Consider the following 13,118-nt stretch of genomic DNA (forward strand, 5'->3'; position numbering starts at 1 on the left):
CCGGCACATCAGGCCCCTCCGGCCGTGGGGGAACGGGGCGGCAGCCGGACGCGAGCGCCACGCTCTCACCGGCTCCCGACCCCCCGTATCCGCGCACGCCCCGCACCCAACATCGCGCTGACCTCGCTCAACCGCAGCGGCCGGGCCAACAGCCCCACCACCCCCAGCAGCACTGCCGTACCGGCCCCCACGGCCGCGAAGTCCCCGAACCCGTCGCACGCGCGGGCCACCCCGTACGCCAGCGCCCCCGCCGGCACACACGCCACCACCAGCCGCGCATGCGCCCGCAGTCCGGCCGAGCGCCACAGCGCCGTCCGCGCTCCCCCGGCGCCCCGGGACACCCTGCGATGCAGCACATGGCCCGTGACCGCGAACCCCGCGAAGAGTGCCACGGAGTACGCCCCCGCCATCCCCGTCACCGCCCACCGCGCAGGCAGCATCAGAAAGGCGAGCGCCGACAGCCCGGCGTTGAGCGCCGCGATCACCAGGTTCAGGAAGAACGGCGTACGGGTGTCGCTCATCGCGTAGAACCCACGGGACAGCACGTACTGCCCGGAGTACGCGACGAGCCCCGGCGCGAACGCCATCATCATCCCCGCCATCACCGCGATGTCGGCGTCGCCGGTACGGCCGTATCCGAACACGGCCCCCATCACCCATGGCGCCAGCGCGAAGAACACACCCGCCGCGGGCACCACCACCGCTGCCGTGGTCCGCAGCGCGTACGAGACGTCGCGGCGCACCCCCGCGAGGTCGCCGTCGGCCGCCGCCCGGCTCATCCGCGGCATCAGCGCCGTGACGAGCGAGACGGTCACGATGCCCTGCGGCACCACCCACAGCTGAAAGGCGTAGCTGTACGCGGTGTAGCCCGCGCCGCCCACCACCCCTTGCTCGACGGCGTGCTGTCCGGTGATGGTGGAGAGCCGGGTCACCACCCAGTAGGCGCCCTGGTTCGCCAGGACCAGCATGACGAGCCATCCGGCCGACCGCAGCGGGCGGGTCAGACCGCTCCCCCGCCAGTCGAACCGGGGCCGCCAGCGGAACCTCGCGGCCCGCAGCGCGGGCACCAGGGCCAGCGTCTGCACAACGATCCCGGCGGTCGTCCCCCAGCCCAGCAGCCGTGCATGGGCGGCGGTCAACTCCCCGCCGGAACCTGCCGCGACCGCCAGATAGAGCCCGAACACCGCGATGATGACCACGTTGTTGAGGACAGGGGTCCACATCATCGCGCCGAAGCGGTTGCGGGAGTTGAGTACTTGACCGAGGAGAGTGAAGAGCCCGTAGAAGAGGATCTGCGGCAGGCAGTAGCGGGCCAGCGCGATCGTGAGCTCCGCCTGCTCCCCGGAGTAGTCCGTGTAGGTGCCGACGATCAGTGGGGCGCCGACGACCGCGAGCGTGGTGAGGGCGACGAGGCCGACCGTGCAGACGGTGAGCAGCCGGTCGGTGTACGCGGCGCCGCCGTCGCCGTGTTCCCTGGCGGCCCGCACCAGCTCCGGGACGAACACGGCGTTGAGGGCTCCGCCGATCAGGAGCATGTAGAGGATGTTGGGGACGGTGTTGGCGACCGTGTAGCCGTCGGCCGTGAGTCCGGTACCGAGGGCGGCGACGACGACCGCCGAGCGTATGAACCCGGTCGCCCGCGAGACGACCGAGCCGGCGGCCATGACGGCGCCACTGCGCAGCACCGATCCGGGCTTCTGCTGTCCCTCCGGCGCCTGCTGCGCGACCGCCCCGGTCGTCTGTGCGGCGGTCACCGGCGGGCCAGGTACGCCTGGAACGCCCTGTACAGCGTGTTGTTGGCGGCTCCGCCCACCGATGTCTCCCACTCCCCGAGGGTCTCGACGACCTGCCCGCCGGTGCCGAGCTTCCAGCGCAGCAGTCCGAAGGAGCGGTCGTCGGGGTCAAGGGTGGAGGGTACCCCGCGCATGTCGTACAGCTCGGCGCCGAGGGCGTGCGCATCGAGCATCATCCGCCACTGGAGGGCGTTGCTGGGGCGGACCTCACGCCGGTGGTCGGCGGACGCGCCCGTCTGGTACCAGACCTGCCGCCCGGCGCTGATCATGGTGTGCGCGGCAAGGATCTCGCCCTCGTGGACGGCGAGATAGAGCTGCATCCGGCCGGGCTGTTCGGCGTTGAGCACGGCGTACTGCCGCTGGTAGTACGCGAGGGAGCGACCGAGCCGGAAGCCGTCCCGCTCCTCGGTGATCCGCAGCAACCGGTGGAACTCGGGCAGTTCCGCCGCACCGCCGACGACGATCCGGACACCGGACTTCTCGGCCTTGCGGACGTTGCGGCGCCACTCCTGGTTGAGTCCCGCCCACAGCTCGTCAGGGGTGCGTCCGGCGAGCGGCACCTGGAAGACGTGGCGCGGTTGCGCGTCGGCGTCGTTGCCCGCGTCGCCGTCCCCGCCGCACCGACGCCAGCCCCGCGCCCGGAGCCGGTCGGCGACCGCGGTGCCGAGCGGGTCCACCTCCGTCGCCAGTACGTCGCGGACCTTGCGGCCGGGCCCGGTGGCCGCCTTGAGCCGGGCGGCGTCCCAGCGGCGGTACGCCGGTGACGGCCCCATCCGTACGGCGAAGGCGCCCGCCTTCCGAAGATACGCCGCCAACGGCCGCAGCCAGCGGTCGATCTCCGGATCGGCCCAGTCGGCCACCGGCCCTTCCGGCAGATAGGCAAAGTATTTACGGGTGCCCGGGAATTGCCGATAGAGGACCAGGGCGCTGCCGGCCAATTCGCCGTCGGCGCCGTGCCATCCGACCATTTCCGACGTCCATTGGTCCTTCACTCCGGCCCAGGACGGATACTGCAGAAAGCTGGCCCCGGGCCGCGCGGTCACACCCGCCCGGTGCTCGGCGGCGCTGAGGCTGCGTATCCGCATCTCCTGTTCACCTCTGCGGTCACCGGTCGCGAGCAGCGCTGACATGTCCGTGGCCCTCCCCTGGTCCTGCCCCTCCGCTCGGCTCGACGGGGCTGCACAGGATGCTCACAGCGGTCCGTGACGGGTCCGAGCGGCGCATGTGACCGGACGATGACCGTTGCGCTCCATTCCTTGTCACACAACGGAATCCATGGCTGTTCGAGGATTTGAGGAACCTAAGGTCTGGTGAATGCCTCTCCACCGGTGAGAAGCACAGTCCTGGAGGTATTTCGGTGTTTCCTGCACGCCGGCACATGCGCCGTACCGCGCCCTTGGCCCGCCCGGCCAGGCTCACCCTGATAACCGGAACGGCGGTGCTCGGCGCCGCCCTCACCGCCTGCTCCGGCGGCGCTGCCGCATCGGACGCCGGTTCCAAATCCGGTCACGGCGCCGGGACTTCTCAGGCTCCGGACACCAGAATCTCGGTGAACCTCCAGGGCTCCGGGGCCACCGCGGGCAAGCCGGTGAAGGTGACGCTGGCCGACGGAAAGCTCAGGACGGTGAAGGTGACCGCCGCCGAGGGAGACGCGCTCACCGGCCGGATATCCGGCGACGGTCGCAGCTGGACCTCGGACCGGGTCGCCGCACCCGGCACCGAGTACAGCGTCGAGGCGACGGACACCAGGGGTGGCACGGACCGCGCCGGCTTCTCGACAGCCGAGGCCGACAAGGTCAACAAGCTGACGCTCGCCCCCGGCAAGAACACCACGGTCGGTATCGCCCAGCCGCTGTCGATCGTCTTCGACAACCCGGTGAAGGACAGGGCGGCGGTCGAGAAGGCACTCAAGGTGACCACGTCGAACAACACCGAGGGTTCCTGGGGCTGGTTGCAGGACTACTCCGGCAAGGACCGCGTCGACTGGCGGCCCAAGGACTACTGGAAGTCCGGTACCCGCGTCACGCTCGACGCCGAACTGGACGGCATCAACTCCGGGACGGCCGGCGGCTGGTTCGTGCGCGACTACCGGACGACCTTCACCATCGGCCGCAACCAGGTGGTCAAGGTCGACCTCGACCGGCACCGGCTGGCGCTGCACCGGGACGGGAGGACGATCATGGACGTGCCGATGTCGGCGGGCACCCCGGGCGGCGAGAAGGCGTCCTGGCGGGGCACCGCCGTACTCATGGCGAAGGAGGGCACGATCAACATGCGCTCCGAGACGGTCGGGCTGGGCGATGCGTACGACAAGATGGTCGATTCGTCGATGCGGCTGACCTGGTCGGGGATGTACGCCCATGCAGCGCCGTGGAACGCCGCGTACTTCGGGGTCGCCAACCACAGTTCCGGCTGTGTGGGAATGAGCAATGCGAACGCCGCCGAGCTGTTCGAGAAGGCGCAGGTCGGCGACCCGTTCGAGATCACCGGCGCGGACGCCAAGGGGACGGTCGCGGTGGGCAACGGCTACGGGGCGTGGAATGTGTCCTGGGCCGATTGGCAGACGAAGAGCGCACTCGGCTGACCCGTTGTCCTGCTCCCGCCCCCGGCCGCTACTGACATCGCGTCCAACAATCGTTACCCTCGCGCAACTCGCCGGGGAGTTACCAACGGTAAGCAACCGGGGTTACCGTCGGGTCACTTTGCACTGACACGCGTGAGGAGTGACCTGTGGGACGTCCGTACCCGGCTCTGCGCACCACCGCTGCCCTCGGAACCGCCGCCATCCTGATCGCCGGAGCCGCCCTCGGCGCGGCCCCGGCGGCCGTCGCCGACACCCCCGCCGCGCCCGTGGCGGATTCCACCCCGAGCCTGACGTTCCATGACATCCCCGGCTCCGGCGGAATCACGCTCAAGGGCAATGTCTTCACGCCCGCCGGTGCGAAGACCGGCGAGAAACACCCGCTCATCGTGCTGCCCACCAGCTGGTCGATGCCGCAGATCGAGTACCTGGCGCAGGCACAGCAGCTCGCCGACTCCGGCTATGTGGTGGTCAGTTACACCTCGCGCGGCTTCTGGCTCTCCGGCGGGAGGATCGAGGTCGCCGGTCCGCCGGACATCGCCGATGTCTCCGCCGTGATCGACTGGGCGCTCGACCGGACGCCGGCCGACCCGCAGCGGATCGGCATGGGCGGGGTCTCGTACGGCGCGGGCATCAGCCTGCTGGCAGCCGGACACGACAAGCGGATCAAGGCCGTCGTCGCGCTGAGCGGCTGGGCCGATCTCATCGACTCCATCTACAGCGGCCGCACCCAGCACCTCCAGGCAGCCGCGCTGCTCGGTGGCGCCGGCCTGCTCACCGGCCGCCCGAGCGACGAGCTCAACCGGACACTCACCGACTTCCTCGGCTCCGACCTGGCCAAGGAACAGGACATGATCGCCTGGGGGAGGAAGCGCTCCCCCGCCACCTATCCGGACCGGATCAACGCCAACGGCGCCGCCGTCATGATGGGCAACGCCTGGGGCGACACAATCTTCCCGCCCAACCAGTACGCCGCGTTCTACGAGAAGCTCAGCGGCCCCAAGCGCCTGGAGTTCCGCCCCGGCGACCACGCCACCGCCGAGGCCACCGGGCTGCTCGGTCTGCCCAACGACACCTGGACCGACGCCCACCGATGGTTCGACCGCTACCTCAAGGGCGAGCGCAACGGCATCGACCAGGAGCAGCCGGTTCAGCTCAAGTCCCGTACGGACGGCGGTTACGAGGGCTACCCGGACTGGAAGTCCGTCGGCGCCGTCAAGGAGCGGCTCGCGCTCGGCGGTACGGAGAAGGTCTACGCGAACGTCGACTCGGGCGCCAATGGCGGCATCACCCTGCTGTCGAACGCGCTCGACCAGTTCGTGAAGCTGCCGCCGGTCGTCTCGATCCCCCTGCTGCCGCGCACCTTCGCAAGCGTCTGGCAGTCCGAGAGGTACGGCTCCGCGCGGCACGTCCGGGGCACCGCGAGGCTTCACACCACGGTCACCAGCAACAAGGAGAGCGGCACCCTCGTCGCGTATCTCTACGACGTGGGGCCGCTCGGCCTCGGCAAGCTGGTCAGCAACGCCCCCCACACCTTCCACGGACAGCTTCCGGGCCGTCCGTTCGCCGTCGACCTGGAGCTGTTCTCCACCGCGTACGACGTCCCGGCCGGTCATCGGCTCGCCCTGGTGATCGACACCGTCGACCCCCTGTACATCGAGCACAACCCTGCCGGCGCACAGCTGACCTTCTCCTCGCCGGGCTCGGACCCCTCGTACCTGTCCGTCCCGTTGCGCGAGAAGTGATCACCGGCTGCTGCCGGGCGGGTACCGCTCCCGCGGACCGCCGTACGACCGGTCCTTGGCTATTGCACTCCCGGCAGCAGCGTTCCCGGTTCGGCCGGTGCGACTTCCACGGCTTCCGTCTTGGGACTGCGCCGCTCCCGCTTGGCCACCCAGGTGGCGAACCAGGAGAGCAGCATGCACATCCCGATGTAGATCGGCGAGATCACCATCACCACGGGGATGAAGGGAAGATCGTAGTCGAGGTTGGACGCGATGAGTTTGCCCGCGTGGAGGAACTCCTCGTACGTGATCAGATAGCCGAGCGAGGTGTCCTTCAGGGCCACCACCAACTGGCTGATGATGGTGGGCAGCATGGCGCGGACCGCCTGGGGGGCCAGCACGAAGGTCATGACCTGCGTCTTGCGCATCCCCAGTGCGTACGCGGCCTCGCGCTGGCCGCGATCCACCGAGTTGATGCCGGTACGGAACACCTCGGCGAGCACCGAGCCGTTGTAGAGGGTCAGTCCGGCGACCAGCGCGGGCAGCGGCTGCACCTTCAGCGCCACGAAGATGAAGAAGATCATCACCAGGACGGGCATGGCCCGGAAGAACTCCACGACGAGCGTGGCCAGCCGGCGCACCGCCCGGTGTTCGGAGAGCCGGCCGACGGCCAGGACCGCCCCGAGGGCCAGTGAGAGCACCGCCGCGTAGGCGAAAGCCTTGAGTGTGTTGCCGAGTCCGCGCAGCAGGAGTTCCTGGATGCCCTTGTACGCGAAGGGGGTCCACTTGGCGCTGGTGAACTGCTCGGTCTCGACGAGCAGATAGATGATCCAGCCGACCAGGGCAATGATCACGGCCGTCGAGGCGATTCCGTACACGAAGTGACGTTTACGGGTCCGCGGGCCCGGGATGTCGTAGAGCGCGGAGGCGGCCGCCGTCGAGGTCATCGGGCCACTCCGTAGCGCTTCTCCAGCACGTTGAAGAGCGCGCTGATGGACAACGTGATGACGAGGTAGCCGACGGCGATCCAGACGAAGGTCCAGATGATGCTGTAGCCCAGTTCGTTGAGGGTCTTGTAGGTGCCGAGCAGTTCGGTGACGCTGAACGCCCCCGCGATCGCCGAGTTCTTGGCGAGGGCGATGAGCGTCGAACCGACCGGCGGGATCACCGAGCGGAACGCCTGCGGCAGCACCACATTGCCCAGCGTCTGCCCGAAGGTCATTCCGAGACTGCGGGCCGCCTCGCCCTGCCCCTGCGGCACGGTGTTGATGCCGGAGCGGAGCACCTCGCAGATGAACGCGGAGGTGTAGCAGCCGAGCGCGAGGATCGCGAAGATCTTGAACGGCAGGACCAGACCGAAGCGCGGCAGACCGAGCAGGACGGCGAAGAAGAGCAGGGTCAGCGGGGTGTTGCGCAGTACCGTCACCCAGACCGTGCCGAACACCCGCAGCGAGCCGACCGGCGCCACCCGGAACGAAGCCATGACGAAGCCGAGGAGCAGTGCCAGGATCGAGGCGTAGACGGTGAGTTCGAGGGTGCCGAGGAAGCCTTTGCCGTAGAGCGAGAAGTTCTCCGTGAGTACGTCCATGGACGTGGCCCGTCCTCTCAGGTCGCCGGGTAGCGGTCGATGGGCGGCGGAGTCGGCGCGGGCACCCCGGACAGGCCGAGCGTGGCCTCGAACGCCTTCTTCCAGTTGCCGTTCTTCTCATTGGCCTCAAGGGCGTCGTTGAGTGCGAACCGGAGCGCGTTGTCGCTGCGCAGGACGCCGATGCCGTACGGCTCCTCGGAGAACGGCTTGCCGACCACCTTCAGCTCCTTGGGCGCCTTGGCCGCGAAGCCCAGCAGGATGGCGTCGTCGGTGGTGACGGCGTCGACCTGGTATGTCAGCAGGTTGTCGACGCAGATCGAGTACGTGTCGTACGCGACGAGGATCGCCTTCGGATAGTCGGCCGCGATGCGCTGGTACGGGGTCGAGCCCGCGGCCGAGCAGACGGTCCTGCCCGCCAGGTCCTGCGGGCCGTTGATGTCGTGCTCGTCCGTGCGCACGAGCAGGGACTGACCTGCCATGAAATACGGCCCGGCGAACCCGACGAGCTTCTTGCGCATGTCGTTGATGGTGTAGGTGCCGACGTAGTAGTCGATCTGCCCGTTCTGCAGCGCGGTCTCGCGGTTGGCGGAGGCGATCGTCTTGAAGTGGATCGTCTTCGGGTCGAAGCCGAGCGAGGCCGACATCATCCGGGCGATCTCGATGTCGAATCCGGAGTAGATGCCCGTGGCCGGGTCCTTCTCGCCCAGATAAGGCTGGTCCTCCTTGGCCCCGACCCGGAGATATCCGCGCTTCTTGGCCTTCGTCCAGGTCTTCGATTCGGGCAGCCGGAACGCGGTGTCGACCTTGTAGACCGGCAGCTGGCCCGGCTTGGGCCCCTTCACCGGAGGGCTGCCCTCCTTCCCGCAGCCGACGGCGAGGACGGCCAGCAGAAGGCCCGCGCAGGCGGCCAGAAGTCTTCTCGTTCGCAAGAGGGAGCCTCCCGTCAGTGCTTGAGGATCTTGGACAGGAAGTCCTTGGCCCGGTCGGTCTCCGGGGCGGTGAAGAACGCCTCCGGGGTGCGGTCCTCGATGATGCGGCCGTCGGCCATGAAGACCACACGGTTGGCGGCCGACCGGGCGAACCCCATCTCGTGGGTGACGACGACCATGGTCATGCCGTCCCGGGCCAGCTGCTGCATGACCTCCAGCACCTCGTTGATCATTTCCGGGTCGAGCGCCGAGGTCGGCTCGTCGAAGAGGAGTGCCTTGGGGTCCATGGCGAGGGCGCGGGCGATGGCCACCCGCTGCTGCTGACCGCCGGAGAGCTGGGCGGGGTACTTGTCCGCCTGGGAGGCGAGCCCGACCCGCTCCAGCAACTCCCTGGACCGCAGGTCGCACTGGTCCTTCTTGCGCTTGCGGACCTTGATCTGGGCGAGCGAGACATTGGCCAGCACGGTCTTGTGCGCGAAGAGATTGAAGGACTGGAAGACCATCCCGACTTCGGCCCGCAGCTCCGCGAGTCCCTTGCCCTCCTCCGGGAGGGGCCTGCCGTCGATGGCGATGTAGCCCGACTCGATCGTCTCGAGCCTGTTGATGGTCCGGCAGAGCGTCGATTTGCCGGAGCCGGAGGGGCCGATGACCACCACCACCTCCCCGCGGCCGACGGTGAGATTGATGTCCTGCAGTACGTGCAACTTCCCGTAGTACTTATTGACGTTCCGCAGCTCGATCAACGGATCGACGGCCATACGCTGCCCTACCCACTTATCGCTGTGTCGAGGTCAGCGCAAACTATCCATCCCGGCAAGGGACTTCGTATCCGACACGCACAAATGGGGTATAAGGCGTTTTATTAGGTTTTGACGTTTCGCCTACCCTTCGGCTGACTCCGCGTACACCTGCGAGAGCTCGGGGCTGCCGGCCATCGCCCAGTCGAGCCCCGCCTCGACGACATCGATCTCCCGCCCGGAGGCGAGCCGCACCACAGGCTGCCCGCTGGGCCAGATGCGCCAGACGGCACCGGGGACGTTCCGCACCAGGACCGTGCCGAGGTACAGCCCGGCGTCGTTACCCAGCCAGGGCAACTCCTCGGGGTCGTCCCGCCAGCGGGGCGGCAGTTGGTCGAGCGCCATCAACGAGGCCGGAGTGTCGTCGAGTTCGAGCCCTCGCTGCCCCGCTCGGACACGCAGCAGCTCACACTCCGCGAGCAGCTCGGCCACGCCGTCCGGATCGGCCTCGACGGCGGCCGCGAGGCCCGCCCCGCGCCTACCGTCGTGACGCTTACGCCAGCTGTCCAAGAAGGGGATGTTCATGCCACTCAGGGTCGCATCCCGGCCCGGTTACGCACCACAGGGCGCGCGGCCTGTCGTTCGAGTGCTGAACCAGGTGCGCACGCCCACCCCTGCGCTGCCGCGCGCGCCGCCCGCAACCGTCGGGCGGGCGCGGCCGCCACCGGATCGACGCGTCCGATCAGTACGCCGTACGGCCGTACTCCGTACCGCACGGAACCGTCCCCGGGAACGTCGGCCAGGTGCCGCCCCACCCACGCACGGTCGCCGGTCGACTCCTCCTCGTACGCGTCGGCCGAGGCCCGGTGCGCGCGGTTCCGGTCCGGCAGCGCGACCTGCTCCGTCGTATCGACATGGGTCGACTCCCGCAGCGTCAGCCCCGTCGGACGAGTCCTCAGCACATGCGCACCCACGATCACATCCCTCATGACCGCGCAGCCCACCCGGGTACGTGTGTCGGCCATGTTCTTTGAAAGCGGTGGCGGCGGAGTGATCCCGACTGGTACGTTCGCGATCATGTCCAGCCCCGAGGCGAACAGAGACTAGCCACCGGTCCCGCCGGTGGCTGACCCGCTGTCGAGTCGATCCCGCACGGCCGATCAGGCCTGAGGATCGCTTCTGCCCGGCCGCTGCCGCAGGACCACCGCAGTGTGGGCTGCGCTTCCCCGTATGCGTTCGTGCCCTGATTCCCGGCCACGACGCTTCCCCCGCGATGTCGCGTCACGTCCGTGAACAGGCCTGACGCTCTTCCGCGTTGCCGCTCGACCTGTCGGGCGGGCGCGGCCCACACCCCCTGCCTGGTCCGTCCATCAGTCTGCCCATGGGGTTCCTTCATGCCATTTGCTGTCTACGCGCTCGGGCTCGCCGTCTTCGCCCAGGGCACCTCCGAGTTCATGTTGTCCGGTCTGGTCTCGGACATCGCCGACGACCTGCACGTATCCATCCCGGCCGCCGGCTTGCTGACGTCGGCGTTCGCGGTCGGGATGGTCGTCGGCGCACCCGCGATGGCGCTCCTCAGCCGGAACTGGCCCCGGCGTCGCGCGCTGCTGTTCTTCCTCTCCGTCTTCACCGCCGTCCATGTCATGGGCGCGGTCACACCCGGCTACGGCCTGCTGCTGGCGACACGGATCGTCGGAGCGCTGGCCAACGCGGGTTTCTGGGCCGTGGCGCTGGTGACCGCGGTCTCCGTGGCCGGACCCGGCGCCCGGGCACGCGCCACGTCGGTGGTGGTCGGCGGTGTCACCGTCGCCTGTGTCGCGGGGGTGCCCGCCGGTGCGGTTCTGGGCGGGCACTGGGGGTGGCGCGCTGCGTTCTGGGCCGTGGCCCTCGTCTCCGTACCGGCTCTTGCGGTGATCGCCAGGACGATCCCCGGCGAACGGGCCGAGTCCCACACGGTGGGCGGGCGTGCCGAACTTCGGTCCCTCACCGAGCCGCGGCTCGTCCTCACCCTGCTGACGAGCGCGCTCGTGCAGGGCGCGACCTTCTGCGCGTTCTCGTATCTGGAGCCGCTGGTCACCCGGGTCACGGCGGTCGGAGCCGGGTGGGTGCCTGCCGTGCTCGCACTGTTCGGGGTCGGCTCGTTCCTGGGTGTCACCGTCGCGGGCCGGATCGTCGATGCGCGGCCGGTCGCCGTCACCACCGTCGGGCTGGTGGCACTCACCGCCGGCTGGGCCGGGCTGGCACTGACAGCGGGAAGCCCGGTCGCAGTCGTCGCGCTCGTCCTGGTCCAGGGCATGCTCGCGTTCGGCACCGGAACGGCACTGATCTCGCGGGTGCTCCAGTCGGCGCCCGGTGCGCCGACGCTGGCGGGCTCGTTCTCCACGGCCGCCTTCAACGTGGGCGGCGCGCTGGGGCCCTGGCTCGGCGGCATCACGATCGGTGCGGGGTTCGGCTTCCGGTCGCCGCTGTGGGTGAGTGCGCTGCTGATGGTCCTGGCGCTCGGCGCGACCGCGGCGTTGTCCGCGTATGACGCCCCGCCCGGCGCTGAACGGGCGGGGCGGTCGGAGCCTTCGCAAGCAGCCAGCAAGCGGGACAATGACAGGAATCACCGTATCGGCGACCACTGACAATCGACCGGGGCCGATCTGAGATGCTTGCCCTCGCACGTGGGCGAACAGGGGGAAGCGCATGGCCGAGGACCGCGACGGCATGGTCGTCTACTGGCGGCCCGGCTGCCCGTACTGCATGAAGCTCCGCCTGCAGCTCCGGTTCACCCGCCTCAGGTACACCGAGGTGAACATCTGGCGGGATCCCGAGGCGGCGGCGTTCGTCCGCTCGGTCGCCGACGGGAACGAAACCGTTCCGACGGTGTCCGTGGCCGGGCACGCGATGGTCAACCCGTCCAAGCGGCAGGTGCTCGACGCGGTCCGGGCCCACGCGCCGCAGCTGGAGGCGTCCTAGGGGGTGCGTCGGACCGGCCGGCGGTCACAGATCCAGATCGACGACCACCGGTGCATGGTCGGACGCGCCCTTGCCCTTGCGCTCCTCGCGGTCCACATAGCTGTCCTTGACCGCCGCCGTGAAGGGGGCGTTGCCGTAGACCAGGTCGATCCGCATGCCCTTGTTCTTCGGGAAGCGCAGCTCGCGGTAGTCCCAGAAGGTGTACGGGCGGTCGTACTTGAGCGGGCGCGGCATCACGTCCGAGAGCCCCTCCTCGCGAAGGGTGGCGAGGGCGGCGCGCTCGGCGGGGGTGACATGCGTGGCGCCCTCGAACAGGGCGGGATCCCAGACGTCCTCGTCGGTCGGCGCCACGTTGAAGTCGCCGAGGACCGCGAACGGCTGGGAACCCGCGGCGTCGGGGGCGACCGCCTTCTGCAGGGCCTCGAACCAGCGCAGCTTGTACGCGTAGTGCTCGTGGGCGATCTCACGGCCGTTCGGCACGTACACCGACCAGAGGCGGACCGGTCCGCAGGTCGCCGAGATCGCCCGGGGCTCCTGCACGCCCTCGTAATCGGGGCCGCCGGGCAGCCCCATGACGACATCGGCCAGGCCCGCCCGGGAGACCAGCGCGACCCCGTTCCACCGGCCCGTGGCGTTGACCGCGGACTCGTAGCCGAGCTCGCGCAGCTCGTCCGCCGGGAACTGCTCGGCCGCGCACTTGGTCTCCTGGATGCACAGCACGTCCGTGCCGGTGCTCTCCAGCCAGGCGAGCAGCCGGGGGAGGCGGGCGGTGATCGAATTGACGTTCCATGTGGCGATGCGCATG

Annotated in this window: 13 protein-coding genes; 4 read left to right on the plus strand and 9 right to left on the minus strand. The window is 69.3% G+C overall.

The window, feature by feature from the left end; translation table 11 throughout:
• Nucleotides 1–65: 65 nt before the first annotated feature.
• Together murJ and ACFU6I_RS12145 are read right to left on the minus strand one after the other, a co-directional pair.
• Nucleotides 66–1,754 (minus strand): murein biosynthesis integral membrane protein MurJ, encoded by a 1,689-nt coding sequence (gene murJ / locus ACFU6I_RS12140; protein WP_384364292.1) that lies wholly within the window; start codon nucleotides 1,752–1,754, stop codon nucleotides 66–68.
• Entirely contained in the window at nucleotides 1,751–2,923 is a 1,173-nt protein-coding gene (locus tag ACFU6I_RS12145; protein WP_384364294.1) for a lipid II:glycine glycyltransferase FemX, read from the minus strand. Before ACFU6I_RS12145 ends, murJ begins: the two co-directional genes overlap by 4 nt.
• Nucleotides 2,924–3,171: 248 nt before the next feature.
• Here ACFU6I_RS12145 and ACFU6I_RS12150 point away from each other — a divergent pair, with 248 nt between their 5' ends.
• Both ACFU6I_RS12150 and ACFU6I_RS12155 read left to right on the plus strand, forming a co-directional pair.
• Nucleotides 3,172–4,377, plus strand: coding sequence for an Ig-like domain-containing protein (locus ACFU6I_RS12150; RefSeq protein WP_384364296.1), 1,206 nt, complete (start codon nucleotides 3,172–3,174; stop codon nucleotides 4,375–4,377).
• A gap of 146 nt (nucleotides 4,378–4,523) precedes the next feature.
• On the plus strand, nucleotides 4,524–6,119 hold the full coding sequence (locus tag ACFU6I_RS12155; protein ID WP_384364298.1) for an alpha/beta fold hydrolase: 1,596 nt from the start codon (nucleotides 4,524–4,526) through the stop codon (nucleotides 6,117–6,119).
• A gap of 59 nt (nucleotides 6,120–6,178) precedes the next feature.
• Here the strand turns inward: ACFU6I_RS12155 and ACFU6I_RS12160 are convergent, their stop codons facing one another.
• From ACFU6I_RS12160 to ACFU6I_RS12185, 6 genes are all read right to left on the minus strand, one after another.
• Nucleotides 6,179–7,045, minus strand: a complete 867-nt coding sequence (locus tag ACFU6I_RS12160) for an amino acid ABC transporter permease (protein ID WP_384364300.1) — start codon at nucleotides 7,043–7,045, stop codon at nucleotides 6,179–6,181.
• Nucleotides 7,042–7,686 carry an amino acid ABC transporter permease gene (locus tag ACFU6I_RS12165; protein ID WP_384364302.1) on the minus strand — a complete coding sequence of 215 codons (645 nt, stop codon included), beginning with the start codon at nucleotides 7,684–7,686 and terminating at the stop codon, nucleotides 7,042–7,044. The genes ACFU6I_RS12160 and ACFU6I_RS12165 overlap by 4 nt, the downstream gene beginning before the upstream one ends.
• Before the next feature lie 17 nt (nucleotides 7,687–7,703).
• Nucleotides 7,704–8,615 carry a glutamate ABC transporter substrate-binding protein gene (locus tag ACFU6I_RS12170; protein ID WP_384364304.1) on the minus strand — a complete coding sequence of 304 codons (912 nt, stop codon included), beginning with the start codon at nucleotides 8,613–8,615 and terminating at the stop codon, nucleotides 7,704–7,706.
• 14 nt (nucleotides 8,616–8,629) lie between these two features.
• Complete coding sequence (locus tag ACFU6I_RS12175) at nucleotides 8,630–9,373, minus strand: amino acid ABC transporter ATP-binding protein (RefSeq protein ID WP_384364306.1); 744 nt, start codon at nucleotides 9,371–9,373, stop codon at nucleotides 8,630–8,632.
• Between the two features lie 123 nt (nucleotides 9,374–9,496).
• Nucleotides 9,497–9,937 carry a DUF6278 family protein gene (locus ACFU6I_RS12180; protein ID WP_384364308.1) on the minus strand — a complete coding sequence of 147 codons (441 nt, stop codon included), beginning with the start codon at nucleotides 9,935–9,937 and terminating at the stop codon, nucleotides 9,497–9,499.
• Nucleotides 9,938–9,942: 5 nt separating this feature from the next.
• Nucleotides 9,943–10,377, minus strand: a complete 435-nt coding sequence (locus ACFU6I_RS12185) for a hypothetical protein (protein WP_384364310.1) — start codon at nucleotides 10,375–10,377, stop codon at nucleotides 9,943–9,945.
• Between the two features lie 369 nt (nucleotides 10,378–10,746).
• Between ACFU6I_RS12185 and ACFU6I_RS12190 the strand changes: the two genes are divergently transcribed.
• Together ACFU6I_RS12190 and ACFU6I_RS12195 are read left to right on the plus strand one after the other, a co-directional pair.
• Entirely contained in the window at nucleotides 10,747–11,979 is a 1,233-nt protein-coding gene (locus ACFU6I_RS12190) for a Cmx/CmrA family chloramphenicol efflux MFS transporter (protein ID WP_384364312.1), read from the plus strand.
• Nucleotides 11,980–12,040: 61 nt separating this feature from the next.
• A complete protein-coding gene (locus ACFU6I_RS12195) occupies nucleotides 12,041–12,313 on the plus strand; it encodes a mycoredoxin (RefSeq protein ID WP_384364314.1) in 273 nt (90 codons plus the stop codon).
• A gap of 24 nt (nucleotides 12,314–12,337) precedes the next feature.
• Here ACFU6I_RS12195 and ACFU6I_RS12200 read toward each other — a convergent pair whose 3' ends face one another.
• Nucleotides 12,338–13,117 (minus strand): exodeoxyribonuclease III, encoded by a 780-nt coding sequence (locus ACFU6I_RS12200; RefSeq protein ID WP_384364316.1) that lies wholly within the window; start codon nucleotides 13,115–13,117, stop codon nucleotides 12,338–12,340.
• Nucleotide 13,118 lies beyond the last annotated feature (1 nt).

Origin of the sequence: Streptomyces sp. NPDC057486 (assembly GCF_042802415.1) — a bacterium.
Classification (GTDB): domain Bacteria; phylum Actinomycetota; class Actinomycetes; order Streptomycetales; family Streptomycetaceae; genus Streptomyces; species Streptomyces yanii.

Bases quoted from the DNA above. Each gene is read 5' to 3' on its own strand.
- ACFU6I_RS12145 (WP_384364294.1), bottom strand. From the start codon at position 2,923: ATGTCAGCGCTGCTCGCGACCGGTGACCGCAGAGGTGAACAGGAGATG.
- ACFU6I_RS12195 (WP_384364314.1), top strand. From the start codon at position 12,041: ATGGCCGAGGACCGCGACGGCATGGTCGTCTACTGGCGGCCCGGCTGC.
- ACFU6I_RS12180 (WP_384364308.1), bottom strand. From the start codon at position 9,937: ATGAACATCCCCTTCTTGGACAGCTGGCGTAAGCGTCACGACGGTAGG.
- ACFU6I_RS12175 (WP_384364306.1), bottom strand. From the start codon at position 9,373: ATGGCCGTCGATCCGTTGATCGAGCTGCGGAACGTCAATAAGTACTAC.
- ACFU6I_RS12150 (WP_384364296.1), top strand. From the start codon at position 3,172: ATGCGCCGTACCGCGCCCTTGGCCCGCCCGGCCAGGCTCACCCTGATA.
- ACFU6I_RS12160 (WP_384364300.1), bottom strand. From the start codon at position 7,045: ATGACCTCGACGGCGGCCGCCTCCGCGCTCTACGACATCCCGGGCCCG.
- ACFU6I_RS12165 (WP_384364302.1), bottom strand. From the start codon at position 7,686: ATGGACGTACTCACGGAGAACTTCTCGCTCTACGGCAAAGGCTTCCTC.
- ACFU6I_RS12190 (WP_384364312.1), top strand. From the start codon at position 10,747: ATGCCATTTGCTGTCTACGCGCTCGGGCTCGCCGTCTTCGCCCAGGGC.
- ACFU6I_RS12185 (WP_384364310.1), bottom strand. From the start codon at position 10,377: ATGGCCGACACACGTACCCGGGTGGGCTGCGCGGTCATGAGGGATGTG.
- ACFU6I_RS12200 (WP_384364316.1), bottom strand. From the start codon at position 13,117: ATGCGCATCGCCACATGGAACGTCAATTCGATCACCGCCCGCCTCCCC.